This window comes from Kitasatospora sp. NPDC101176 (assembly GCF_044768035.1).
Taxonomy (GTDB): domain Bacteria; phylum Actinomycetota; class Actinomycetes; order Streptomycetales; family Streptomycetaceae; genus Kitasatospora.
Genome location: NZ_JBIWPA010000026.1, coordinates 1 through 23646, shown reverse-complemented (window position 1 = coordinate 23646; position 23646 = coordinate 1). Strand labels below are relative to the sequence as shown.

The 23646-nt window shown below is 76.3% G+C and carries 11 protein-coding genes; 5 read left to right on the top strand and 6 right to left on the bottom strand.

The window, feature by feature from the left end; translation table 11 throughout:
* Positions 1 to 74: 74 nt before the first annotated feature.
* Positions 75 to 1310: a hypothetical protein gene (locus ACIRS1_RS28575; protein ID WP_402844850.1), complete on the bottom strand. Its 1236-nt coding sequence runs from the start codon at positions 1308 to 1310 to the stop codon at positions 75 to 77.
* A 94-nt stretch (positions 1311 to 1404) separates the two neighbouring features.
* On the bottom strand, positions 1405 to 2304 hold the full coding sequence (locus tag ACIRS1_RS28570) for a LysR substrate-binding domain-containing protein (protein WP_360219034.1): 900 nt from the start codon (positions 2302 to 2304) through the stop codon (positions 1405 to 1407).
* 204 nt (positions 2305 to 2508) lie between these two features.
* Between ACIRS1_RS28570 and ACIRS1_RS28565 the strand changes: the two genes are divergently transcribed.
* The 4 genes from ACIRS1_RS28565 (at position 2509) to ACIRS1_RS28550 (ending at position 8671) form a co-directional block, all read left to right on the top strand.
* Complete coding sequence (locus tag ACIRS1_RS28565) at positions 2509 to 2898, top strand: carboxymuconolactone decarboxylase family protein (RefSeq protein ID WP_402844849.1); 390 nt, start codon at positions 2509 to 2511, stop codon at positions 2896 to 2898.
* Between the two features lie 153 nt (positions 2899 to 3051).
* Complete coding sequence (locus tag ACIRS1_RS28560) at positions 3052 to 6327, top strand: AMP-binding protein (RefSeq protein ID WP_402844847.1); 3276 nt, start codon at positions 3052 to 3054, stop codon at positions 6325 to 6327.
* Between the two features lie 204 nt (positions 6328 to 6531).
* On the top strand, positions 6532 to 7722 hold the full coding sequence (locus ACIRS1_RS28555; RefSeq protein WP_402844846.1) for an NAD(P)/FAD-dependent oxidoreductase: 1191 nt from the start codon (positions 6532 to 6534) through the stop codon (positions 7720 to 7722).
* Between the two features lie 10 nt (positions 7723 to 7732).
* A complete protein-coding gene (locus ACIRS1_RS28550) occupies positions 7733 to 8671 on the top strand; it encodes a sigma-70 family RNA polymerase sigma factor (protein WP_402844845.1) in 939 nt (312 codons plus the stop codon).
* 278 nt (positions 8672 to 8949) lie between these two features.
* On the opposite strand, the gene ACIRS1_RS28545 is transcribed toward ACIRS1_RS28550, so the two are convergent.
* The 4 genes from ACIRS1_RS28545 to ACIRS1_RS28530 all read right to left on the bottom strand — a co-directional run bounded on the left by ACIRS1_RS28545 (position 8950) and on the right by ACIRS1_RS28530 (position 22219).
* Positions 8950 to 12138, bottom strand: a complete 3189-nt coding sequence (locus ACIRS1_RS28545; RefSeq protein WP_402844844.1) for an amino acid adenylation domain-containing protein — start codon at positions 12136 to 12138, stop codon at positions 8950 to 8952.
* Positions 12135 to 17747 (bottom strand): amino acid adenylation domain-containing protein, encoded by a 5613-nt coding sequence (locus tag ACIRS1_RS28540; RefSeq protein WP_402844842.1) that lies wholly within the window; start codon positions 17745 to 17747, stop codon positions 12135 to 12137. The genes ACIRS1_RS28545 and ACIRS1_RS28540 overlap by 4 nt, the downstream gene beginning before the upstream one ends.
* A 264-nt stretch (positions 17748 to 18011) precedes the next feature.
* The gene (locus ACIRS1_RS28535; protein WP_402844841.1) at positions 18012 to 21305 is read right to left on the bottom strand and encodes an amino acid adenylation domain-containing protein; all 3294 of its coding nucleotides are present in this window, start codon (positions 21303 to 21305) and stop codon (positions 18012 to 18014) included.
* A gap of 425 nt (positions 21306 to 21730) precedes the next feature.
* Positions 21731 to 22219, bottom strand: coding sequence for a carboxymuconolactone decarboxylase family protein (locus ACIRS1_RS28530; RefSeq protein ID WP_402844840.1), 489 nt, complete (start codon positions 22217 to 22219; stop codon positions 21731 to 21733).
* A gap of 103 nt (positions 22220 to 22322) precedes the next feature.
* Here ACIRS1_RS28530 and ACIRS1_RS28525 point away from each other — a divergent pair, with 103 nt between their 5' ends.
* Positions 22323 to 23267 carry a pirin family protein gene (locus ACIRS1_RS28525; RefSeq protein ID WP_402844839.1) on the top strand — a complete coding sequence of 315 codons (945 nt, stop codon included), beginning with the start codon at positions 22323 to 22325 and terminating at the stop codon, positions 23265 to 23267.
* Positions 23268 to 23646: the final 379 nt, after the last annotated feature.

Here is a 23646-nt window from a genome sequence, read left to right as displayed (position 1 = left end):
CGCTCCGCCGACCGGGGCGAGGCGGCACCGGCCCGGAGCCGGCCGCTCGGCGACACCGCCCGGTCAGCGGACGATCAGCGGACGGCACCCGCCCGGCCCGGTTCGGGCGCGGCCACCGGCACGGCCCGGCGACGGCGGGCCGCGCGGCCTCGGAGCACCACCGCGTGGCCGACGGCGAGACCGAGCAGCAGCGTCACGACGGCCGGCCAGTAGGACCGGGGCTCCAGCGGCAGCGCGGCGGTGTCCGCCCGGGTGCCGATCACCGCCACCGGCAGCAGGCTCACCGCGCCCAGCGGCGCCCACCACGGGTACCGGCCGCGCGGGGCGCGCCGGACGGCGACGCACCAGAGCCCGAACAGCGCGGTCCCGGCGGCCGCGAAGACCAGCCCCGCCTCGGCCTGGGCGACCGCCCGGTGCGGGGAGTCGACGGTCGGGACGCTGGTGGCGCCGGAGGCGAGCTCGGTGACGGTGGACCCGTCGAGCGCGGTGGTCACCCGCACCTCGTCGCCGGTGTGCAGGCCCCGCAGGCCCTCCGGCAGCTCACCGAGGCGGAGTACCTCGCCCGCGCCGTCCCAGTCCCGGCCCACCGTCACGGCCGTGGTGGAGGAGCCGTCCGCGGCCGGCTCGATCGCGCGCACCACCCGTACCTCCACCGCCAGGCAGCGCCCCGCCGCATCGGCGGGGCGCGCCACCGTGCAGCGCGGCGCGGCGTCGTAGCGGTGGGCGTCGTCCAGCCCGTGGAGCAGCCGGACGACGCCGAACGGCAGCATCACCAGCGCGCAGACCAGCAGCGCGACGCCCGGCAGCACGCCGCGCAACCGGCGGCGCAGCGGCTCGCGCGGCGGCGGGCCGAGCCGGAACGACGGGTCGACGTGCCGCTCCCAACTCGCCCTGAGCCGGGCGAGGTCGGCGTCGAACCCGGGCCGCGGGTAGAGGGTGCTCTCCTGGAGGCCCGGCAGGGTCCGGCGGCGGCCGTCCACCAGGGTGATCCGGACCGAGGTCATCTCGCCCCCGCCACCGCTCTGGTGGCGCACCGCTATCCAGCGGACCTCCCCCCAGGGGTAGCCGTGCACCCGGCCCAGCCCCCGGTAGATCCTGATGCCGTCCTCCCCGGCCTCCGTCCAGCACCGCTTCAGCAGCAGGACCGACGCCGGGATCACCACCGCGAGCGCGGCGGCCGTCCACCCCAGCCCCTCCGCGCCGTTGCGCATCGTCGCGATCACGGTCTGCACGCCGATCAGACCCGCCGGCAGCCACAGCCGGCGCCACGCGAACGTGAGGTCCCCACCCCGGAAGCGAACGTCATCCACCGCGGCAGCGTACGCCCGGGCGCGGTCCGACACGAGGGGGGTGCCCGGTCCGGCACGAGGGGGGGTACCCGGACCTGCCCGGCGGGGCGGGCGGTCAGTGCGCGGCGGCCGCCACCACCGCCGCGACGAAGGCGGGCACGGCGGGGTCGGCCGCGCCCTCCCGCCAGGCGAGCACCACGCGGCTCGGCGGGTAGTCGGCCAGCGGCACGTAGGCCACGCCCTCGGTGACGTGGCGGTGGGTCGCTCCGGCCGGCAGGATGCCGACCGCGCCCTGCCAGACGACGGCGTGCAGGCACTCCGCCACCGAGCGCACCACCGGACCGGACGGTTCCCGGTCCGCCGCCGAGCCGGGCCCCGGCAGCGGGCCCGCCGCCGCTCCGAGCCAGTAGCCGCGCCAGTCCGGGTCGGCGGTCTCGGGCAGCCGGATCCAGGGCCGCGCCCGCAGCGAGCCCACCCGCAACTCGGCGTGCTCCGCCAGGGGATCGCCCGCGGGTACGGCGGCGACCAGGGGCTCCTCCCCCAGCGGCTGGAGCGAGAGGTCCGCGGTGTCGAACGGGAGCCTGGTCAGGGCGATGTCGACGCGGCCGGCCCGCAGTCCGGCGGTCGGGTCGCTGAGCTCCGACTCGCATAGCCGCACCTCCGCCTCGGGGTGCGTGCGGCGGAAGTGCTCGGCCGCCCGCGGGCCGAGTTCCAGTCCGGCGCCGGCGACCGTGCCCACCCTGAGCGTGCGCCGCCGGCCGGTCCGGCTCACCCGCTCCCGGGTGCGGTCGGCCGCCGCCAGCAGCTCGCGGGCCTCGGCCAGCAGCACGGCACCGGCCTCGGTGAGGAGCACGCCCTGCGCGGAACGCTCCAGCAGCCGGCAGTCCAGCTCCCGCTCCAGTTCGCGGATGCGCTGGCTGAGCGGCGGCTGGGACATGTGCAGCCGGGCGGCCGCCCGGCCGAAGTGCCGTTCCTCGGCCACGGCGACGAAGTAGCGCAGGCGGCGGAGGTCCATGCCGTACACCGTATCGGAGCCGTCCGACTCGTCACGGAGCGGTCCGGCCCGCATCGGTCGGCCCGGCTGGTATCGGATCGGTCCGGGCGGTATCGGATCGGTCCGGGCGGTATCGAAACGGTCTTGGACGGGGCGCCGGGCCCGCTGCTGAGCTGGTCCCGTACGGCGGGAGCAGGTCCCGCCCGGTTCTCAGAGGTGACCCGCATGGAACCCGTCAGCCACTCGCACGACCACGGCTACCAGGACCCGTCCGACCTCCAGCGGGCCCGCCAGGTCGGCCGGTTGGCCCCCGCGGAGTTCGCCGCCTGGCAGTCCTTCCAGGGCGCCGTCGACCGCACGGACGGTGCCGTGCCGCGCCGGTACCGCGAGCTCGTCGCGATCGCCGTGGCGTTGACCACCCAGTGCTCGTACTGCCTCGACGTCCACACCGGCCAGGCCCTGAGGCACGGCGTCACCGCCGAGGAGCTGGCCGAGGTCGTCTTCGTCGCCGGGGCCGTCCGCGCCGGCGGATCGCTGGCCCACGGACTGCAGGCGATGAAGCTCTACGACCGGCACGCGACCGCCGCCGGGCAGTCGACCGGGTCGGTGCACTGACACCTCCTGCCGCACGCGGCGGCACCGGCGCACGGGGCCGCCGCGGTGGTGCTGCTGGAGGTGTCGTTGCGGTGGTGGTGGTAAGGGTGCCGCCGCGGTGGTGGCGGCAGAGGCGCCCCGGCTGAACCGCAACCACCGCCCCGGCCAACGGCGGTGACGAGTTGTGAATGGATCTGGCGCTTCCTTTCACTGTTCCGATACGTTCTGGATCACTCAGCGGTCAGCAGCCCTCCGGGAGTCGTCATCAGCGCCCAGTCCGCCCCCGCACCCCTCACCCTCCCCGCACTGCTGGACCACCGGGCCGCGCTGCACCCCGACCGGACGGCACTGCTGGTACCGGGCGGTGGCAGCCTGACCTACCGGACGTGGCGCGAGCGGGCGGTGCGGGCCGCCCACGGGCTGGCCCGGGCCGGGGTCCGCCCCGGCGACCGCGTGGCGCTGCTGTTCACCAACCGGGAGTGGGACGCGTACGCCGTGGCGTTCCTGGCCGCGCACTACGCCGGCGGGGCCGGGCTGGTGATCCGGGAGGACCTGCCGCCCGAGGACGTCGACCGGCTCATCGAGGCCGCCGGGGCCCGGCTGGCGATCGCCGGAGGCGGGCCGCACACCTCCCTGCCCACCCTCCGCCTGGACGAACTGGATGAACCGGACGAAGGAACCGGACCGAACGACCCCGGCGCCCTGGACGGCCCCGGCCACCCGGGCGGCCCCGAGGGCCGGGCCGGCGACGCGCCCGCGGCCGAACCCCCGCACCGGGCCGCCCCCGGCGACCTCGCCCAGATCATCGGGACCTCCGGCACCACCGGCGCCCCCAAGGGCGTCCGCGCCGCTCACGCCAGCCTCACCGCCGGGCTGGTCCTCGCCCCCCGCCCCCGCCCGTACGCGCACTCCCGGTACGCCGTGCACGCCTTCCCGATCGGGACCAACGCCGCCCAGGTCGTGCTGGTCAACGCGCTGACCGCGCAGCCCGCCACGATCTGCCTGCCGCGCTTCGACGCGGAGGAGTTCGGGCGGGTGGTGGAGGAGTTCGGCGCGGGCACCGTCTTCCTGGTGCCGTCCATGGCGGTCGAGCTGCTCAACTCCGGGGTCGCCGACCGGCGGGACCTCTCCGGCGTCCTGCTGGTCAGCTCCTCGGCCGCCGCGCTCCCGCCCGCCGTCGCCGCCGGGCTCTGCGCCGCCCTCCCGAAGGCGACCGTCGTCAACACCTACACCTCCGCCGAGGCCTCCCCCGCCCAGGTCTCCGCGATCGTCGACCCGGCCCGCCCCGGGTCGGTCGGCCGCCCGACCGACCCGGCCGCCCTGCGGATCCTCGACGAGACCGGACGGCCCGTCGCCCCCGGCGGCACCGGCGAGATCTGGCTGCGCCAGCCCGGCCCGCCGCGCGGGTACGTCGGAGCCGGATCGGCGGACGTGTTCCGGGACGGCTGGGTGCGGATGGGCGACCTCGGCCGACTCGACGGGGACGGCCACCTCCACCTGGTCGACCGCGAGAGCGACGTCGTCAAGTCCGGCGCCCTGAAGGTCTCGACGCTGCGCATCGAGGCCGTGCTGCACGAGCACCCGCGGGTCGCCGACGCCGCCGCGCTCGGGCTGCCGCACCCGGTGATGGGTCAGGTGCCGGTCGCCGCGGTGGTCCCCGCGCCCGGCGGGATCGACCTCGACGAGCTGCGGCTCTTCCTCGGCACCCGGCTGGCCCGGCCCGAACTGCCGGTGCGCGTCCTGCTGACGGACGCCCTGCCCCGCAACCCCAGCGGCAAGGTCGTCAAGCACCGCCTGCGGGCGCGCTTCGAAGAGCCCGCGACCGCCTCGGGCGGCACCGCGCCGGCCACGGCACGGGAGCTCGCGCTGGCGGGCCTGTGGCGCAGCGTGCTGGGGCGGCCGGTCCGGGCCGTGGAGGAGGAGTTCTTCGCCCTCGGCGGGGATTCCTTCCGGGCCGTCCAGCTGGCCGCCGCGATCACCGCCGAGTTCGGGGTCGCGGCGGGGACGGCCCTGGTCTTCGAACGGCCCTCGCTACGGGCCCAGGCCGCCTGGCTGGAGCAGGCGGCGACGGCCCCCACCCCGCACGTCACCGCGGCGCCCGACCCCACCGCACCCGCCGGCGGTGCTCCGGCCGCGGCCGGGGTGCCGGCCTTCCTGCGGGCGCTGCGCGCCCAGCCGCACGCGCTGCCCCTCACCTCGCAGCAGGAGAACTTCCTGCGCTGGATGGCCGAGGCCCCCGGCCGCCAGGTCGGTTCGGTGGCGGTGATGTTCCGGGTGATGGCGGAGCTGCGGACCGACGCGCTGGCCGAGGCCCTGTACGAGGTGGTCCGCCGCCACCCCGCGCTGCGCACCCGCTTCCTCCCGGTGCCCGGGAGCGGCCCGGACACCCCGCCCGGCCTCCACCGGACGGTGCTCGACGACGAACCGGCCGCCGACGTGGTGCTGGTGGACGCCCCCGGCCTCGACGACGCCGAGGTGTCGGCCCGGCTGGTCGCCGAACGGGACCGCCCGACGGACCACACGGCCGGGCCGACGACCCGGCTGGCCGTGGTGAGCCGCGGGCCGGAGGACCACGTCGTCCTGCTGGCCGTCCACCACCTCGTCGCCGACGGCTGGTCGCTCGGCGTCCTGCTGCGCGACCTGGGGGTGTGCTACTCGGCGCTGCGCAACGGCCGCCCGGCCCCGGCGGCGCGCCCCGGGCCGGCCTACCGCGAGCTGGTGGAGTGGTCGAACGCGCACTGGCCGGCCAACCGGGCGCACTTCGCGGCCACGCTCGCGGGCGCGCCCGCCGCGGTCGAACCCTTCCCGGGGCGGCGGCACACCGAGGTGGTGCTGAGCGCCGCCCGGGCGTTCACCGTGCCGCCCGCCCGGGCGGCGGCCCTGCGGGCCCGGGCGGCGGAGCTGGGGGCCACGCCGTTCCTCGCGGTGGCCGCGGTGTGGAGCGGGCTGCTGGCCGAACGCAGCGGGCAGCGGGACCTCGTGCTGATGACGCCGGTACCGGGCCGGACCAGGCCGGAGGCGGAACGGGCGGTCGGCTGCTTCGTGCAGTCGCTGCTGCTGCGGGTGGACGCCTCCGGCTCGCCCGGGTTCGCCGAGCTGCTCGACCGGGTGCGGGCCGCCGCCACCGCCGCGCTGGACCACCAGCTCTACCCCTTCGCGGAGTTCAGCCCGCTGGTCCCGTTCGCGGCCTGGCTGCGGTACGAGAGCTGGAGCGCCCCGGCACAGCTGCCCGGGGTGGCCTGCGCCGCGTGGGAGCTACCGCGCAACGCCACCGTGCCCTACCCGCTCCCCGGCGGCGACCGGCACGTCCCGGAGCTCGCCGTCACCGAGCAGCCGGACGGCGGGCTGCGCTGCTGGCTGCGCTACAACGAGCACGCCTTTCCGGCCGGTGCGGTGGACGCGCTGGCCGCGGACCTCGCCGCCGCACTGGCCGCGGCGGCGGGGGCCTGACCGCCGGGGCCGCCCTGCGGCCGGGCGCTGCAGCCGGCCGGTGAGCCGCTGAACCGGCCACCCGAGCAGCGGGGGTCCCGCGGTGTGACGGACCCGCCCGAGCACCTGCGGCCCGACCGAGTGACCCGCATCACATCCCGCTCCTGTCAGCAACCGGGGCGCCGTCTCGTCCAAGGGGCACGCGAACGAGACAGGAGTAACGCCATGAAGCACCGCATCGTCGTACTCGGCGCCGGATACGCCGGGGCCTTCACCGCCGGGAACCTGGCCCGCCGGCTCTCCCCCGCCGACACCGAGGTGACCGTCGTCAACGCCGTGCCCGACTTCGTCGAGCGGATGCGACTCCACCAGCTCGCGGCCGGCCGGGACCTCGCGTCCCTCACGCTCGCCGACGTCTTCGCGGGCACCGGGGTGCGCCTGCGCCTGGCGCTCGTCACCGGCGTCGACCCCGAGCGCAGGACCGTCGCCCTGACCGGCGAGGACGGCGACGGCGAGCTGGAGTACGACACGCTCCTCTACGCGCTCGGCAGCTCCGCGGCCGACCACGGTGTCCCCGGCGTGACCGAGTACGCCTGTGACGTGACCGGCCGGGCCTCGGCGCTGCGTCTGCGCGAGCGCCTGGCCGCCCTCGGTGAGGGCGGCACCGTGCTGGTGGTCGGTGAGGGGCTGACCGGCATCGAGACCGCCACGGAGCTGGCCGAGTGCCGGCCCGACCTCTCCGTCGCGCTCGCCGCCCGCGGCGAGCCGGGCGCCTGGCTCTCCCCGAGGGCCCGCCGTCACCTGTACCGGGCCTTCGACCGGCTCGGCGTCACCGTCCACGAGCACACCGGCGTCGTGGCCGTCGAGCCGACACGGGTGATCGCCTCCGACGGCAGGTCCGCTCCCGCCGACGTGACCGTGTGGTCGGCCGGGTTCGCCGTTCACCCCATCGCAGCCGCCGGCGGCCTGGAGGTCGCCGAAACCGGCCAGATCGTCGTCGACCGCACCATGCGCTCGATCTCGCACCCGGACGTCTACGCCGTCGGTGACTGTGCCTACGCGATCGGCGCGAACGGGCGGCCTCTGCCGATGTCCTGCGCCTCGGCCGGCTTCACCACCATGCAGGCGACCGCCGCGATCATCGCGCGCCTGACGGGCCGCCGGGTCCCGACCACCGGGCTGAAGTACTACGGGAACCACATCAGCCTCGGGCAGCGGGACGCGATCTTCCAGATGGTGGACGGGGACGTCCGGTCGAGGTCCTGGTACCTGGGCGGCCGGGCCGCCGCCCGGCTCAAGTCGGGCGTGCTCACGGGGGCCGGGTGGGGCATCGTCCACCCGACCTTCGGCATGCCGAAGCGCAAGCTCCGCCTGGCCGCCGAGCCTGGCCGGACCGCTGCGGGGACCGCCGCATAGGCTGCCCCGCATGGACAGCGCAGCCATCGATCGGTTCGAGGCCGGCCGGGGCCGGCTGGCCTCGCTCGCGTACCGCCTGCTCGGCTCGGCCGCCGACGCCGAGGACGCCGTGCAGGACGCGTTCCTCCGCTGGCAGGCCGCGGACCGGGACCGCATCGACGTGCCGGAGGCGTGGTTGACCAAGGTCGTCACCAACCTCTGCCTCGACCGGCTCCGCTCGGCGCAGGCGCGCCACGAGCGAGCGGCCGGAGACTGGCTGCCCGAACCACTCCTCGAGGGCGATCCGATGCTCGGCCCCGCCGATACCTTCGAGCAGCGGGAATCGGTGTCCTTGGCCGTGCTGACCCTCATGGAGCGCCTCTCGCCGGTCGAGCGGGCCGCCTACGTCCTGCGCGAGGCCTTCTCCTACTCCCACGCCGAGATCGCCGGGATCCTCGACATCACCGAGTCCGCGAGCCAGCAGCACGTCCACCGGGCCCGCCGCAGGGTATCCGCCGAGCGCCGCGGCGGTGGCGAGGTGGACTCCGCGTCCGCGCGCCGGGTCGTCGAGGAGTTCCTCGCCGCCGCGGTGTCGGGGCGCACCGAACGGCTCGTGGCGCTGCTCACCGCCGACGCCACCGCGGTCTCGGACGGCGCCGGACTGGCCAGGCGGCTCCTGCGGTACACGACGCGCGAGCGCATCGCCTCCTTCGTTCGGGCCGGCTTCAAGGCCACGCCGGCGAAGCGGCGGCTGGCCGGCGGCTCGCCCGCGATGCACATCGCGCTGGTCAACGGATCCCCGGCGGTCCTCGCCGTGGTCGACGACCGGGTCGTGGGCGCCGTCGCGTTCGACGTCAGCGGCGGCAAGGTCGCGTCGCTGCGCGGCATCGCCGCCGCGGGTCGGATCGCGCGCCTCGACGAGGCTTGGCGACAGCACGAACACGACGTGCCGGTCATCAGCGCGTGGTGACCGGAGCCACCGCGGTCCGGTGAGGTGAGCCGGAGCGGGGACGGCACTCCTCCGGCCCTGCACGCGGACGGTTCGGCCTCGGCGGCGACGAACCGCCCTGACCGAGCGGGGCCCGTGACGGCGCTCCCGACAGCGCCGCCTCCCCCGCCCCGGCCCCCCGCTCCGGCCAGGTGGAGCGCCCGGTCACACGCCCCGGGGGTCCGGTCGACGAGGGCCGTCCGGGCTTCCGGGCGCCAGCACCCCCGGAAGCCCCCCGACCGGCGGGGCCGGCCGGGAGCTCACCCGCCGAGCCGGTCGGCGGCCTCGTCCTCGCTCAGGGCGTCGATCTCGGCGATCAGCCGCGCCTCGATCCGCGCCGCCAGCGTCGCCGCCGTACCGCTCTCGAACACCTCGCGGATGGGCACGTCCAGGCCCAGGCCCGCCCGGATCCGCGCGGCGACCCGGGTGACCAGCAGGGAGTCCCCGCCGAGCGCGAAGAAGTCGTCGAGCACCCCCACCCGGGGCAGGCCGAGCACCTCCTGCCAGAGCCCGGTGACGAACTGTTCGGCATCGGTGCGCGGCGCGAGGTAGCGGGGGCCGCCGTCGGGTTCGGGGTCGGGCAGCGCGGCGAGGTCGGGCTTGCCGTTCGGGGTCAGCGGCAGCCTCCCCATCACCACCACGGTGTCCGGTACGAGGTAGGCCGGCAGCCGCGCCGCCAGGTGCGCGCGCAGTCCGGCGGCGTCGGCCTCGGCGCCCGGGCGGGGGACGGCGTAGGCCAGCAGCCGCCGCCCGCCGCGCAGCGCCACCGCGGCCTGGGCGACGGCCGGGTGGGCGGCCAGGGCGGACTCGATCTCGGCGGGTTCGATCCGGTAGCCACGCAGCTTGAGCTGGCCGTCGACGCGGCCCAGGTACTCCAGCCGCCCGTCGGTGCGCCAGCGCGCGCGGTCACCGGTGCGGTACATCCGGCCCCCGGCGAACGGGTCCGGCACGAAGGCGGCGGCGGTCAGGTCGGGGCGGCCGAGGTAGCCCCGGGCCAGGCCGGCACCGCCGACGTACAGCTCGCCCTCGGCGCCGCGCGGCAGCAGCCCGCCCTGCTCGTCCAGCACGTAGAGCCGGACGCCCGGCAGCGGGCGGCCCAGCGGGGGGCGATGGAGGGCGTCGTCGGACGTGAGGTCGGTCGCGGTGACGATCACGGTGGCCTCGGTGGGGCCGTAGGTGTTGACCAGCCGCACGGTGTCGCCGTGGCGCGCGTGCCACCGGGCGACGGCGTCGGCGCCGACCTGGGAGCCGCCGAGGATCTGCAGGCGCAGCGCGGCCGGCCAGCGGGTCTGCTCGCCGAGCCCGACGAGCTCCTCCCAGTACGCCGTCGGCAGGTCCAGCACCGTGACGGTGTCGCCGTGCGGGCCGCCCAGCAGGTCGGGCAGGCTGCGGCCGCCGCCGGGGAGCAGGACGACGCACGCGCCGGAGGCGAGCGCCGGCCACAGCTCCTCCGCGTGGGTGTCGAAGCCGAGGGAGGCGAACTGGACGATCCGGTCGGCGGGCCCGAGCGCGTACCCGTCGGGGCCGGCCATCCAGGCGACCCGGGCGGAGAGCGCGGGGTGGTCGACGGCGACGGCCTTGGGGGCGCCGGTGGATCCGGAGGTGTAGAGCACGTAGGCCAGGCCGCCGGGGTCGGCGGCGGCCTCGGGCCCGTCCGGTCGGTCGCTCCCGGCCTCCGGGCCGGCCCCGCTCTCCGGGCCGGTCCCGCTCTCCGCCCCGTCGAGGACCAGCACCGCGTCGGCCTCGCGCAGCATCAGCCGGCGGCGCTCCTCGGGGTGCGCCGGGTCGAGCGGCAGGTACGCGGCGCCGGCCTTCCAGACCGCCGTCAGGGCGACGACCAGGTCGAAGGAGGGCGGGATCGAGACCGCGACCACCCGGCCGGCCACCGGCCCCAACCGCCGGGCCAGGTCGGTGGAGCGCCGGTCGAGTTCGCGATAGCTCAGGGCCTGGCCGTCGCACTCCAGCGCGGGCGCGTCCGGGCGGGCCGCGGCCTGCTCGGCGAACCGCTCCAGCACCGTCCGCACACCGGCACCCGCCGGCCCCACCGCATCCGCCGAGCCCGCCGCGTCCGCCGGCCCCTGCCCGAGGGCCAGCAGCTCAGCGCGCTCCTGCGGCCCGACCGCCCAGTCCCCGTCCAGGGCGAGCCCCGGGTCGTCGACCACCCGGGCGAGGAGGTCGCGGCAGCGCCGGCCGAGGGCCTCCACGGTGGCCCGGTCGAGCACCTCGCGGTCGAAGCAGAAGGAGAGCGTCAGCCCGCCGTCGGGGGTGCGCCAACTGTCCAGCAGCAGATCGGTCTTGGCCTGCTCGAAGCCGGAGTCCATGCTCGCCGTGCGGACGCCGGCGGGCAGCGCGGGCGCTCCGGGGCCGGCGGCCAGGTCGTACTGGCTCTGGTGGACGAACACCGCCCGGTAGAGCGGTCCTGCGCCGGCCTCGGCGGGCAGGTCGAGGTGGGCCGCCAGGCGCTCGACGGGCAGGTCCGGGTGGCTCAGGGCGGCGAGCGTGGCCGAGCGGGTGCGGCGCAGTGCGGTGCGGAAGTCGGGCCGCCCGCCGAGCTCGGCCCGGATCACGGCCGTCCGGCTGAAGTAGCCGAGCAGTGCCTCGTGCGCGGCCTCGGTGCGGCCGGCCAGCGGCGTGCCGACCAGGAAGTCGCGGCATCCGGTCCAGCGGGCGAGCACGAACTGGTAGCCGGTGAGCAGCACCATGAACGGGGTGCAGCGCTCCTGCCGGGCCAGCCGGTCCAGCGCGGTCGTCTCCTCGGCGCCGAGGTGGACGGTGGTGAACCCGGCGGGCCGGGTCGGCCGGGCGGGCCTCGGGCGGTCGAGCGGCAGCCGCAGCACCCCGGTGCCGGCCAGCTTGCCGGCCCAGTGGCGGAACGCCTCCTCGCCGGCCCCGGCGGCCGTCCTGGCCTGTTCGGCCCTGGCGAAGTCGCCGTATTGGAAGGGGAGTTCGGGAAGGTCCGCGGGTGCCTCGCCGATCGCCTCGCGGTAGAGGGCGAGCAGTTCGCGCCACATCGTCCGGAACGACCAGCCGTCCGAGACGATGTGGTGGAGGACGATGCAGAGCGCGTGCTCCCGCTCGCCCGCACTGACCAGCGCGGCCCGCAGCGGGGGCCGCACGGCGAGGTCGAAGGGCGCGTTGACGTAGCGGCGGCAGGCATCGGTGAACGCGGACTCGTCGGCGCCGTCCGGCAGTCGGACCCGGGCCAGCTCGATCCCGGCCGGGGGCTCGACCAGCTGGACGGGCTCGTCGCCGTCCAGTGCGAAGCGGGTGCGCAGCACCTCGTGCCGGACGGTCAGCCGGTGCAGCGCGGTGCGCAGGGCCTCCGGGTCGATCGGGCCGGTCCAGCGCCGGTTGAGGTACATGTTGAACCCGGCGTCCTCCGGGTGGAGTTGCTGGAGGAACCAGAGCCGGCGCTGTTCGGCGGTCAGCGGGTGGGTGGCGGTGGTCACCGGAGGGTCACCTCGGTCTCGGAGCGGTGCGGGCTGGTGGGTGCGGGGGCGGCCCGGCCCTGCAGGGCCTGCAGGCCGACCAGGTCGTCGGGTTCCGCGTCGGGCACGTCGCGGTCGAAGTGGCGCAGCGCGGGGACGGCCAGGCAGGCGAGCACGAGGGCCGCCATGGCGAGGCCGAACAGCAGGTAGAGCAGTCCGATCCCGCGGCCCTCGCCGGTGCCGATGAGCCGCCCGACGGTCGGGGCGAGGGCGCCGTCGTGGTCCATCAGCGGTTGGAGCAGCCGGGGGCCGAACGGCGCGACCAGCGCGAACCCGACCGGCAGGGTCGACCAGGCGACCATGGTGTTCACCGCGATCACCCGGCCGTGGAAGCGCAGCGGCACCTTGGTCTGCACGATCGTCGCGTAGACGCCGTTGACCAGGGCCAGCGTGTAGGCCATGCCGAAGGCCCCGAGCGCGACCACCGGCACGGCCGGGCGCAGCCCGGTGACCAGGCAGGCCGCGGCGAGTGCCAGGGTGGCGAGCAGCACCCCGCGCAGCCGCCGGTGGCGCGGCCCGCCCCAGGCGAGCAGGGTGAGCCCGCCGAGGACGGCGCCGAGGCCGGCCGCGGTGGAGACCCAGCCGGCGGCGGCCAGCGGGGCGATGGAGAGCACCAGCGGGGTGGTGAGCAGGAACAGTGGGGAGAGGAAGACGTTCAGCGCCGCGAAGAACAGCAGCATGGCCCGGAAGTGCCGGCTGCCGAGGGCGCGTCGGAAGCCCTCGCGGATCTCGGCGGAGACGCTCTCGCGGCGGCTGGCGCCCATCAGGTCGGGGAAGCGGACGGCCAGGGTGACGCCGAGCGCGGCGGCGTAGCTCGCCACGTCCAGGGTGAGGATGCCGCCCAGCCCGATGGCGGCGAGCAGGCCGACGGCGAACAGCGGGACGAGGAACTGGGCGAGTCCGAAGGCCATCTGGACGAGGCCGTTGGCCCGGCCGAGGTAGCGTTTGGGGACGAGTTGGGGCACCGCCGCGTTCCAGGCGAGCCGTTGGAAGGTGAGCGCGGCGGAGAGCACGCCGACGAGCAGGTAGGCGTGCCAGACCTGCAGCGCCCCGGTGAGGTGGAGGATCAGCAGGACGGCCTGGGTGGCGCCGGCGGCGAGGTCCCCGTACAGCATGACGCGGCGCCGGTCGCCACGGTCGACGACGGCCCCCGCGAGCGGCGCGGCGAGGATGCCGGGGACGAGTCCGCAGGCGGCCAGCAGGCCGAACTGGGCGAGGGAGCCGGTGCGCAGGTAGATCCAGACCGGGAGCGCGAACTCGGTGAGCGCCGATCCGATCATCGACACCTGCTGCCCGGAGGCGACGGTGAGGAAGCGGCGCATGGTCGGGCGCAGCGGGGCCGCCTGCCGCCCGCCGTCCCGTCCGGTGTCCCGGGACGTGCCGGCGAGCCACCAGGTCGCCCCGGCGGTGCGCCGGTGGCGCTCCTCCCGGCCCGCGGCGATCGAGCGGTGCACGCGGGTGAGGATCTCCGCGAGTTCGGCGGCCCGGTACTTGAGGTAGAAGTGGCCGGCCTCGTCGAGGACGACGACGGCGACGGTGTCGGCGAGCCGGTGCCACTCGCGGTAGCGCTCCTGGTAGAACTCGGTCGCCGGGTCGCGCTCGCCGCAGACCGCGATGATCGGGGCCCGCAGCCGGCCGGCGGCCGCCCCGTCCGCGGCGGAACCGGCGCCTTCCCCGTCCGCGACGCCCGTTGTGCCGCCGTCCGCGGCCGGGCCCGTTCCGCCGCCGCCCTCGAAGAGCCGGGTGAAGTAGCGCTCGGCCTCCTTGGTGCCGGTGCGGCGGTTGCGCACGATCAGCCGCAGCTGCTCGGCGTCGACCTCGTCGGTGTCCAGGCCGGCCGCCGCCAGGGCGTTGATCATGCCCTGGTCGCTGCGCAGCCGGTCGACGAGGTCCGCCCACCGCTCGCCGACGGCGGCGCCGCGCCCCCGCGGGCGGGCGAACGGGAAGATGCCGCCCAGGTGGACGGCCTCGATCTCCCGGCCCGCCGCCTCGACCAGCCGGGCGATCTCCACCGCGAGGCGCACGCCCACCCCGCAGTGCCCGTAGAGCACGATCGGGCCGGGGACGTTCTCGACGATCTCGCGGGCGCAGGTCGCGGCGACCTCGTCGATGTCCATCGGGTCCTCGCCGAGTTCGTGCCCCGGGACGGCGACGGAGTAGAGCGCCCAGTCCGGCGGCAGCGCGTCGGCGAGTGGCTTGTAGATCAGGGCGCTGCCGCCCCCGTACGGGGTGCACACCAGGCTGGCGGTGGTGCGCACCCGCGGCGGGGTGAGCCGGTGGAGCAGGCCGCCGGCGCCGCGTTCGGCGGCCGGGTCGGTGACCAGGGCGGCGAGCCGGCGGACGGTGGAGTGCGTGAACAGGTCCATCACCCCGACCGGCACCGGCAGGCCGGGGAAGGCCCGGCGCAGCCGGGCGACGACCTGGGTGGCGAGCAGGGAGTGGCCGCCGAGGTCGAAGAAGTCGTCCAGCGCGCCGACCCGTTCGACGCCCAGCACCTCCGCCCAGATCCCGGCGATCAGCGTCTCGGCGCCGTCCTCCGGCTCGACGTGGCCGCCGCTCGGCGCCGGGTCGCCGGGCTCGGGCAGCGACCGGCGGTCGACCTTGCCGTGCGCCAGCAGGGGAAGCCGGTCGAGCACCACGTAGCGGGCCGGGACCATGTGGTCGGGCAGGACGGCGCCGAGCGCCGCGCGCAGCTCGGCGGCGGTCGGCGCGGGCCCGGGGCCGGGGTGCTCCAGGTAGCCGACCAGGTTCTGCCGCACGCCCTCGCCGTGGAGGGTGACCAGCGCCTGGGTGACGCCGGGCAGGGCGGTCAGCGCGGCCTCGACCTCCCCGGGCTCGACCCGGTGGCCGCGGACCTTGATCTGGTCGTCCGCGCGCCCCAGGTACTCCAGCGCGCCGTCCGGCCGCCAGCGGGCGAGGTCTCCGGTGCGGTACATCCGGCCGCCGGTGAGCGGATCCTCGACGAAGCGCTCGGCGGTCAGGTCGGGGCGGCCCAGGTAGCCGCGGGCCAGCCGGTCCCCGCCGACGTACAGCTCGCCGGTCACCCCGGGCGGCACCGGCCGGCGGGCCGCGTCCAGCACGTAGCAGCGCGCCCCGGCCAGCGGTGTGCCGATCGGGGTGTTGCCGGGGCCGGCCTCGCCCGGCAGCACCTCGTGGACGGTGACCCCGACGGTGGCCTCGGTGGGCCCGTAGTGGTTGAACACCGCGCACCGGCCGCGGCCGGCCAGGTCCGCCGCCCAGGTCCGGGACGAGGCCTCCCCGCCGAGCACCAGGGCCCGGCGCGGGAGCAGCCGCTCGGGGGCCGTGTCGGCCATCAGCGCGGCCAGGTGGGAGGGTGTCATCTTGAGGTAGTCGATGCCCTCACGCTCGATGTGCTCGGCGAGTTCGGCCCCGGCCACGCGGCGCGGCAGCAGGTGCACCCGGCCGCCGGTGGTCAGCGCCAGGTAGAGCATGGTGAGGCTGAAGTCGAACGCCAGGGACTGCGGCAGTCCGTAGCTCGCACCGGGCTCGATCCGCAGCCGTTCCCGGACGCCGGCCAGGTAGTTGAGGATCTGGCGGTGCTGCACCGCGACGCCCTTGGGCTGCCCGGTGGAGCCGGAGGTGTAGATCAGGTAGGCGAGGTCGTCCGGTCCGGAGGTCTCCTCCAACGGGCCCTCTCCGTAGGCGGGTTCGGCCCCGGCGGGTCCGGCCGCGGCGGGCTCCTCCGCGAGCTCGTCGAGGAGCAGGTCCGCGCCCTGGTGGTCGGCCAGCAGCGGCCTCAGCCGCGAGTCCGTCACCAGGACCCGGACGCCGGCGTCCGCGACCAGCCGGGCGAGCCTCGCGGGCGGCTGCTCCGGGTCCAGCGGGAGGTAGCAGCCGCCGGCCTTCAGCACGCCGACCAGGGCGACGGCGAGCTCCGGGGACTGTTCCAGGCAGATCGCGACGCGGTCGTCCGGGCCGACGCCCAGCGCACGCAGCCTGCGGGCCAGCACGGTGGCCCTGGCGTCGAGTTCGCGGTGGCTCACGGTCCGGTCGGCGCACACCAGGGCCGGCTGGTCACCTGCCTCGCGGGCGGCCGCGGCGAGCAGCGCCGTCAGCGTCCCGGGGCCGCCGGACGGCAGCTCGGGGCCCGCCGCCCAGCGTTCGAGCACGTCGTGGCGTTCCGTCGCGGTGAGCACCGGCAGTTCGTCGACGGACTGCGCCGGGTCGGCGGTGGCGGCCGCCATCAGCACCTCGAAGCGCTCGGCGAGCCGCCGGACGGTGTCGGCCTCGAAGAGGTCGGTGCGGTAGGTGATCAGCCCGTAGAGCCCGCCGTCGCGCTTCTCCCGCAGGTAGAAGGCGAGGTCGGCGTGGGTGGTGGTGGCCCGGTAGCCGAAGCCCTCGGTGGCGGGCACGGCGGTGCGCTCCCCGTAGTTCTGGAAGGCGAAGGTGGTCTGGAAGACGGCCGCGCGGCTGACGTCCCGCTCCACGTCCAGGTCCGCGACCATCTGCTCGAACGGCACCTCCTGGTGGGTGTACGCGTCGAGCGTGGTCTCCCGCACCCGGGCGAGCAGCTCGGCGAAGGACCGCCCGGGCTCCAGTCTGGCCCGGATCGGCAGCATGTTCACGAACGCGCCGACCACGCCCTCCAGTTCGCGGTGCAGCCGGCCGGCCACCGCGGAGCCGACGGCGAAGTCCCGCTGCCCGGCGTGCCGCCCCAGCAGCACCTGGAGCCCGGCCATCAGCACCATGTACGTCGACGCGCCGTGCGCGCGGGCGCACTCGGCGACGGCCCGCACCAGCTCCGGGCCCCAGTGCAGCTCCAGGGCGGCGCCCTCGAAGGTGAGCAGCGCGGGCCGCGGCCGGTCGGTGGGCAGCTCCAGTGCCGGGACGCCGGCGAGTTCGGCGCGCCAGTGCTCCCGGGAGGCGGCGAGGGCGCCGCCCGCCAGGCGCTCGCGCTGCCAGCAGGCGTAGTCGCCGAACTGGACGGGCAGGTCCGCCAGCCCGGCCGGGGTGCCGTCGGCGTGCTGGGCGTAGAGCGCGTCCAGTTCGCGGTTCAGGATGTCGATGGACCAGCCGTCGCAGACGATGTGGTGCATGGCCAGCGCGAGGACGTGGTCCTCGGCGCCGAGCCGGATCAGCCGGGCCCGGAGGAGGGGTCCGGCCGCCAGGTCGAAGGGCCGGGCGACCAGCGCGCCGACCTCCTCGGCGGCTCTTCGCTCCGGGTCCGGGCCGGCGGAGACGTCCACCGGCTCGGCGGGGAACGGGCCCGGCGGGGCGATCACGACCTCGGCGGTGCCGTGGTCGGTGGTGGGGAAGGACATCCGCAGCCCCTCGTGGCGGTTCACCAGGTCGGTGAGCGCCCGGTCCAGGGCCTGCCGGTCGAGCGGACCGCGTAACCGGCGGGCCGGAGCCAGTGCGTAGGCCGTGCCGCCCGGGCTGAACTGGTCCATGAACCAGAGCCGTTCCTGCCCGCTGGACAGCGGCGGCGGGCTGCCCGCCGGGCGGGGTCCGACCGTCCGGCTCGGCGCCGCGGCGCCCCGCAGGCGCTGGGCGAGCAGGGCGCGCTTGGTGGCGGACCAGTCGGCGGGCAGGTCCTGGGTGTCGGTCATCGGCGGTCCATTCGGGCGAGGCGGGGCGGGGTGCTGGTGACGGTCGGGTGCTGGTGACGGGCGGGTGCTGGTGACGGGCGGGTGCTGGTGACGGGCGGGTGCTGGTGACGGGCGGGTGCTGGTGACGGGTGCCGAGCCGACGGGGACGCCGCTCGGGGGTGCGGGGCCGGTGACGGGAGCGGGGGCGGTCGGACGGGCCGGCGGCCGGGAGGTCGGACGCACCCGGAGTGCGTCCGGGGCCCGGCCGCGCTCGCCGGGCCCGTCTCAGCGGCGCTCGCGGACGGCCGCCGCGATGCCGGCCGGCGTGGAGACGTCGAAGAACAGGTCGAAGTCGAGCTCCACCCCGAGCGCGGCGCGGATCCGCGCGGTGATCTGGATGATCGTCAGGGAGTGCCCGCCGAGCTCGAAGATGTCGTCGTCCGGGCCCAGTTCGGGCAGGGCGAGCACCTCCCGCCAGATCGCCAGGACGGTGGCGGCGACCTCGTCGGGCTGCTCGGCCCCGGCACCGGGGCGTGCCGCGGCAGGTGGGGCAGGCGTGGCAGGCGCTGCAGGCGGGGAGGCCGTGGCGGAGGCCACCGCGTCCGGCCGGGGCGGGGCGGGCAGCGCCCGGCGGTCCAGCTTGCCGTTCGGGGTGAGCGGCAGGCGGTCGAGGCGTAGGTACCGCCGCGGCACCATCACCGCGGGGAGGGTGCGCCGCAGGTACTCCCGCAGCTCGGCGTCGGTGACCGGCTCGGCGTCGGTGACCGGCTCAGCGCCGTCGGCCGGCCCCGCGCCGGAGGACGGGACGACGTAGCCGACGAGTTCGGGCTCGCCCGGGGTCTCCTCGTGCACGGCGACGGCCGCCTCGGCGACGGCCGGGTGCGCCAGCAGGACGGCCTCGACCTCGCCGGGTTCGACCCGGTGGCCCCTGATCTTCACCTGGGCGTCGATCCGCCCGTGGAAGGTCAGTTCACCGTCCTCCGTCCAGGCGGCGAGGTCACCGGTGCAGTACATCCGGCCGCCGGCGAACGGGTCCTCGACGAAGCGTTCGGCGGTCAGCTCGGGGCGGCCGCGGTAGCCCTGCGCGACGCCGTCACCGCCGAGGTGGAGCTCGCCGGGCACCCCGACCGGCAGCGGGCGGCCGTCCGGGTCCAGCACGTAGGCGCGGGTGTTGGCGATCGGCCGACCGATCGGCACGGTGTCCGGGGCGGTCGGGATCGCCCGCCAGGTCGACCAGACGGTCGTCTCGGTGGGCCCGTAAACGTTGGTCAACTCCTCTACAGCGGCGCGCAGTTCACGGGCCAGCGGCAGGGGGAGCGACTCGCCGCCGACCAGCGCCGTCAGCCCGGGCGGCAGCGGCCCGGCGGCGAGCAGCACCCGCCAGCCGGACGGGGTCGCCTGGACGTGGGTGACGCCCTCGCGCCGGACCAGGTCGAGCAGCCGCGGCCCGTCCGTCGCCGCGCCGTCCGGGGCCAGCACCAGCCGGCCGCCGGTGACCAGCGGTAGCAGGAGCTCCAGGCCGGAGATGTCGAAGGAGAGCGAGGTCAGCCCGAGCCACGCGTCGCGGTGCGAGGAGCCGAGCCGGTCGGCGAAGGAGGTCAGCAGGTTGACCAGCGCCCGGTGCCCGACCTCCACGCCCTTGGGCCGCCCGGTCGAGCCCGAGGTGTACAGCACGTAGGCGAGCGCGCTCGGAGAACCGGCTGCCGCGGGCGCCGGGGAGGCCGTGGGCGCGGCGCCGGCGGCGCCGAGGCGCAGCACCGCAGGGGCGGCCGCCAGGACGGCGGGGGCGGGCTCCCGGTCGGCGAGCAGCAGGGTCGCGCCGGAGTCGGCCAGCAGGTGGGCCAGCCGCTCGGCGGGGTGGCCGGGGTCGAGCGGCAGGTAGGCCGCCCCGGCGGCGTGCACGGCGAGCAGCGCGGCCGGCAGGTCCGCGCTGCGCCCCAGGTGCAGAGCGACGAGGTCGCCCGGCCCGACGCCGGCGCCGCGCAGCGCGGCCGCCAGGCCGTCGACACGGGCGAGCAGCTCCCGGTAGCTCAGCCGCACCGGTCCGGCGACCGCGACGGCACCCGCGTCCGCCGGCGGGGAGCCGGCGGGGGTGATGACGGCAGGGGCGACGACGGCGGGCGCGACGACAGCGGGCGCGTCCGGCGTCCCGGCGGCACGCTCGCGCACCAGGTCCAGCACCGTGAGGTCGCGGGGGTAGTCGCGGGCGGTGTCGTTCCACTCGGCGGTGACCAGCCGGCGCTCGGCGCGGCCCAGCAGGGCCAGGGAGCCCAGCGGCGCGTCCGGCCGCTCGGTGGCGGCCGCCAGCAGCGTGCGGTAGTGCCCGGCGACGCGTCCGGCGGCGGCCGCGGACAGCACCGCGGGCGGGTACTGGAGGGAGAGCTCCAGCCCCTCGGCGGTGTCCACGGCCTGCAGGTGCAGCGTGTTGCGGGCGGCGCCGTTGAACACCGCCCGGTCCACCCGGGCGGTGCTCCCCGGGAACACCGGGTCGGCGGCCGTGCTCCGCCGGTAGCCGAAGGACACCGGGCAGAGCCCGACCCGCGGCGTCAGACCGCCCACCGCCGCGCCGAACGGCACCGTCCGGAAGGCGTACGCGGCGCGCACCTCGGCCCGTACCGCCCGGGCGTACCCGGCGAAGTCCGACGCGGCCGTCGCCCCGGCCGGCGCGTGCACCGGCAGCTCGTTGACGAACATCCCCAGCTCACCGGCCTGCCCGGGCCCGCGGACGGAGAGCGGCACCGACACCGGGACGGCCTCGCCCCCGTAGCGCAGCAGGAGCCCGTGCAGGGCGGCGAGCAGGAACTCGAAGACGGTGACGCCGCTGCGCGCGGCAGCGTCGGCCAGCCGGGCCCGCTCCGGCGCGTCCAGCCGCCAGCCGACGGCCTCCCCCGGCCCGGCCGCGGTGACGGCGCGCGGCAGTCCGGGGAGCACCGGGTCGGTCGCGGCCGCCCAGCGCGGGCCGTACCAGTCGGCGGCGCGGCGCACCAGCTCCGGGGCGGGGTGCGGGGTCGGCACTGCGGGGGGCGGGGCCGCCGGGTGGGCAGGGCCCGCCGGGTGGGCGGCGAGGAGGTCCGGCCGACCCGGGCGGTCCGGAGTGGATGCGGGTCCGCCCAGGGCCGCGGCGTAGGCCACGGCGAGGTCGGCGACCAGGACGTCCTTGGACTCCCCGTCGAAGACGGCGTGGTGGACGACGACCAGCAGCTCCGCGCCGCCGCCCCCGCCGAGGTGGAGGGTGAACCGCGCCGGCGGGCCGGTCCGGAGGTCGATCGGCCGGGCCGCGTCCTCGGCGAGCCGCTTCGCCAGGCCCTCCGGCCCGTCCCCGGAGGCGTCGGCCACCTCCAGCAGCGGGGCCGGTCCGGGCTCCTGCAGGATCCGCCCGTCGCGCTCCACGAACACCCGGGACAAGGCGCTGTGACGCCCGGTCAGCTCTTTCACCGCCCGTCCGAGCGCGGCCGCGTCGACCCGGTCGAAGGAGATCCGGACCGGCATCAGGAACGCCCCGTGCACGGGCCCGAGCCGCTCGGTCAGCCAGACCCCCTGCTGGAAGGGCGACGCGGGCACGGCGGAGGACTCTGGCATCTGCGGCTCGATTCGACGGTCGGCGATCGGTGCGGGCACGCGACCGGGAGCCGAGGGTGTCGGCGCCGCGGGTTCGCTGGTGACGCGACCGTCTGGTGGTGTCCGGCCCGCCCCTGGCCGGCCGACCGGCCGCTCCGGCCGCGACCCTCCCGGCCCGCCCAGATCCCCCCTGCGCACAACCGAATCGGAGCCGATCTTCTCCCCCGCGGAAAGACCATGGTCCTGACCTGCCGAGAGGTTCGCAGAGAACCCACCCCCCGGTCAAGGGTTCGCGACCCCTCCCACCAGGCGTCATGTACGCGTCCAACCGCCGGGAACTCGACCACCGGCGCGCTTGTTTGAACATCCGTCACCGCACCGGCGGACTCCCCCGGGCGAGGCATCCGCCCCGCCCGGGGGCGCACGGCCACCCCGCGCCCGCGCGACTACCGCACCGGCGCCGGCCGCACGGGGTGCTTGCTCATGATGGACACCCGGTTGAAGGAGTTGATGGTGATCGCGACCCACACCGCGGCAGAGATCTCCTCGTCCGACAGCACCTCGCGCGCGGCGCGGTAGGCCTCCTCCTGGACACCCGCGTCCGCGGGGGTGGTGGTGGCCTCGGCCAGGCCGAGCACCGCGCGCTCCCGCGGCGTGAACAGCTCGGTGTCCCGCCAGGCCGGGAGCACGCCCAGCCGCTGGGCGGTCTCGCCGGCGGCCAGCGCGGCCCTGGTGTGCACGTTGAGGCAGTAGGCGCAACCGTTGATCTGGGACACCCGCAGGTTGACCAGTTCCACCACGACGCGGTCGAGTCCGGCGTCGGCGGCGACCGCCCGCGCCGCCTCGGCGGCCGCCAGCAGTGCGCGATAGGCCTGCGGGCTCTGCTTGTCGATGAACACCCGCCGGTCAGCCGAGACCGTCGTCACTTCACTCACCTGAACTCCTCCACCGGATCGCTGTCGGTTGCCACCTTGCCATGACACTATAGTTGAAGATAAAACAATCTTTCCGAACGCCGCACGGGAGGAACCCTCACCCATGAGCACCGCCGAGACCGACGCCGCCACCGCACCGCACACCACCGTGGACGTCCTGCCCGCCCGCGACGTCCCCCTCGGCGGGCCCCGCGCCATGACCGTACGCCGCACCCTGCCCCAGCGCTCCCGCACCCTCATCGGCGCCTGGTGCTTCGTCGACCACTACGGGCCGGACGACGTCGCCCGCACCGGCGGCATGGACGTCGCCCCGCACCCGCACACCGGACTGCAGACCGTCAGCTGGCTCTTCAGCGGCGAGATCGAGCACCGCGACAGCCTCGGCGTCCACGCCCTCGTCCGCCCCGGCGAGGTCAACCTCATGACCTCCGGACACGGCATCAGCCACTCCGAGGTCTCCACCCCCGCGACTGCCGTCCTCCACGGCGTCCAGCTCTGGGTGGCCCTCCCCGAGCAGCACCGGCACACCGCCCGCGACTTCCACCACCACGCCCCGCTCCCCGTCGCCCTCGACGGCGGCCGGGCCCGGGTCTTCCTCGGCACCCTCGCCGGCGACACCTCCCCCGTCCCCACCTTCACCCCGCTGCTCGGCGCCGAGCTCACCCTCGACCCGCACGCCACCGTCACCCTGGCCGTCGACCCGGCCTTCGAACACGGCCTGCTCGTCGACCAGGGCGACGTCCGCCTCGCCGACACCCCGCTCCACCCCGGAGACCTCGGCTACCTCGCCCCCGGTGCCACCGCCCTGACCCTCACCAACACCTCCGACACCCCCGCCCGCACCGTCCTCCTCGGCGGCACCCCCTTCGAGGAGGAGATCGTCATGTGGTGGAACTTCATCGGCCGATCCGGTGAGGAGATCGTACAGGCACGAAATGACTGGGAGAAGGGTGTCCGGTTCGGCGAAGTACACGGCTACGACGGCGGCCGACTGCCCGCCCCGGAGCTGCCCTCGATTCCCTTGAAGGCGCGAGGGAGGGTGCGCTGACCTGCGGAGACGCGTGTCGGTGGATTGGTAGAGACGGTCGGCCGCCGGTGCTGCGGTGGCCCGACGCCCCTGCCGGGCGGCGATGGCTGGGTCGGGTTCCGGAGGGCGGGCGAGACGGGATTCGAAGATCCGCAGAGTCTCACATGTGGGTGGGTGTGACAGCGTTTGCTCGGATGAATGCTGACCTTTTGCTGACTTTTCTGACGATGCATCAGGTCTCGGTGTCTGGCGCTCAGGCCGTCCGGTACGCCGGACGACGGTTCTGTCTCGGCCTTCCGCTCACTCCCCCTAGATGAATGATGCGAAGGGTTAGTGGTCGTAGGCGGTCAGCGAGCGCATGACGGGCTGACCAGTGTGGTCGTTGTGCCAGATTGCGCAG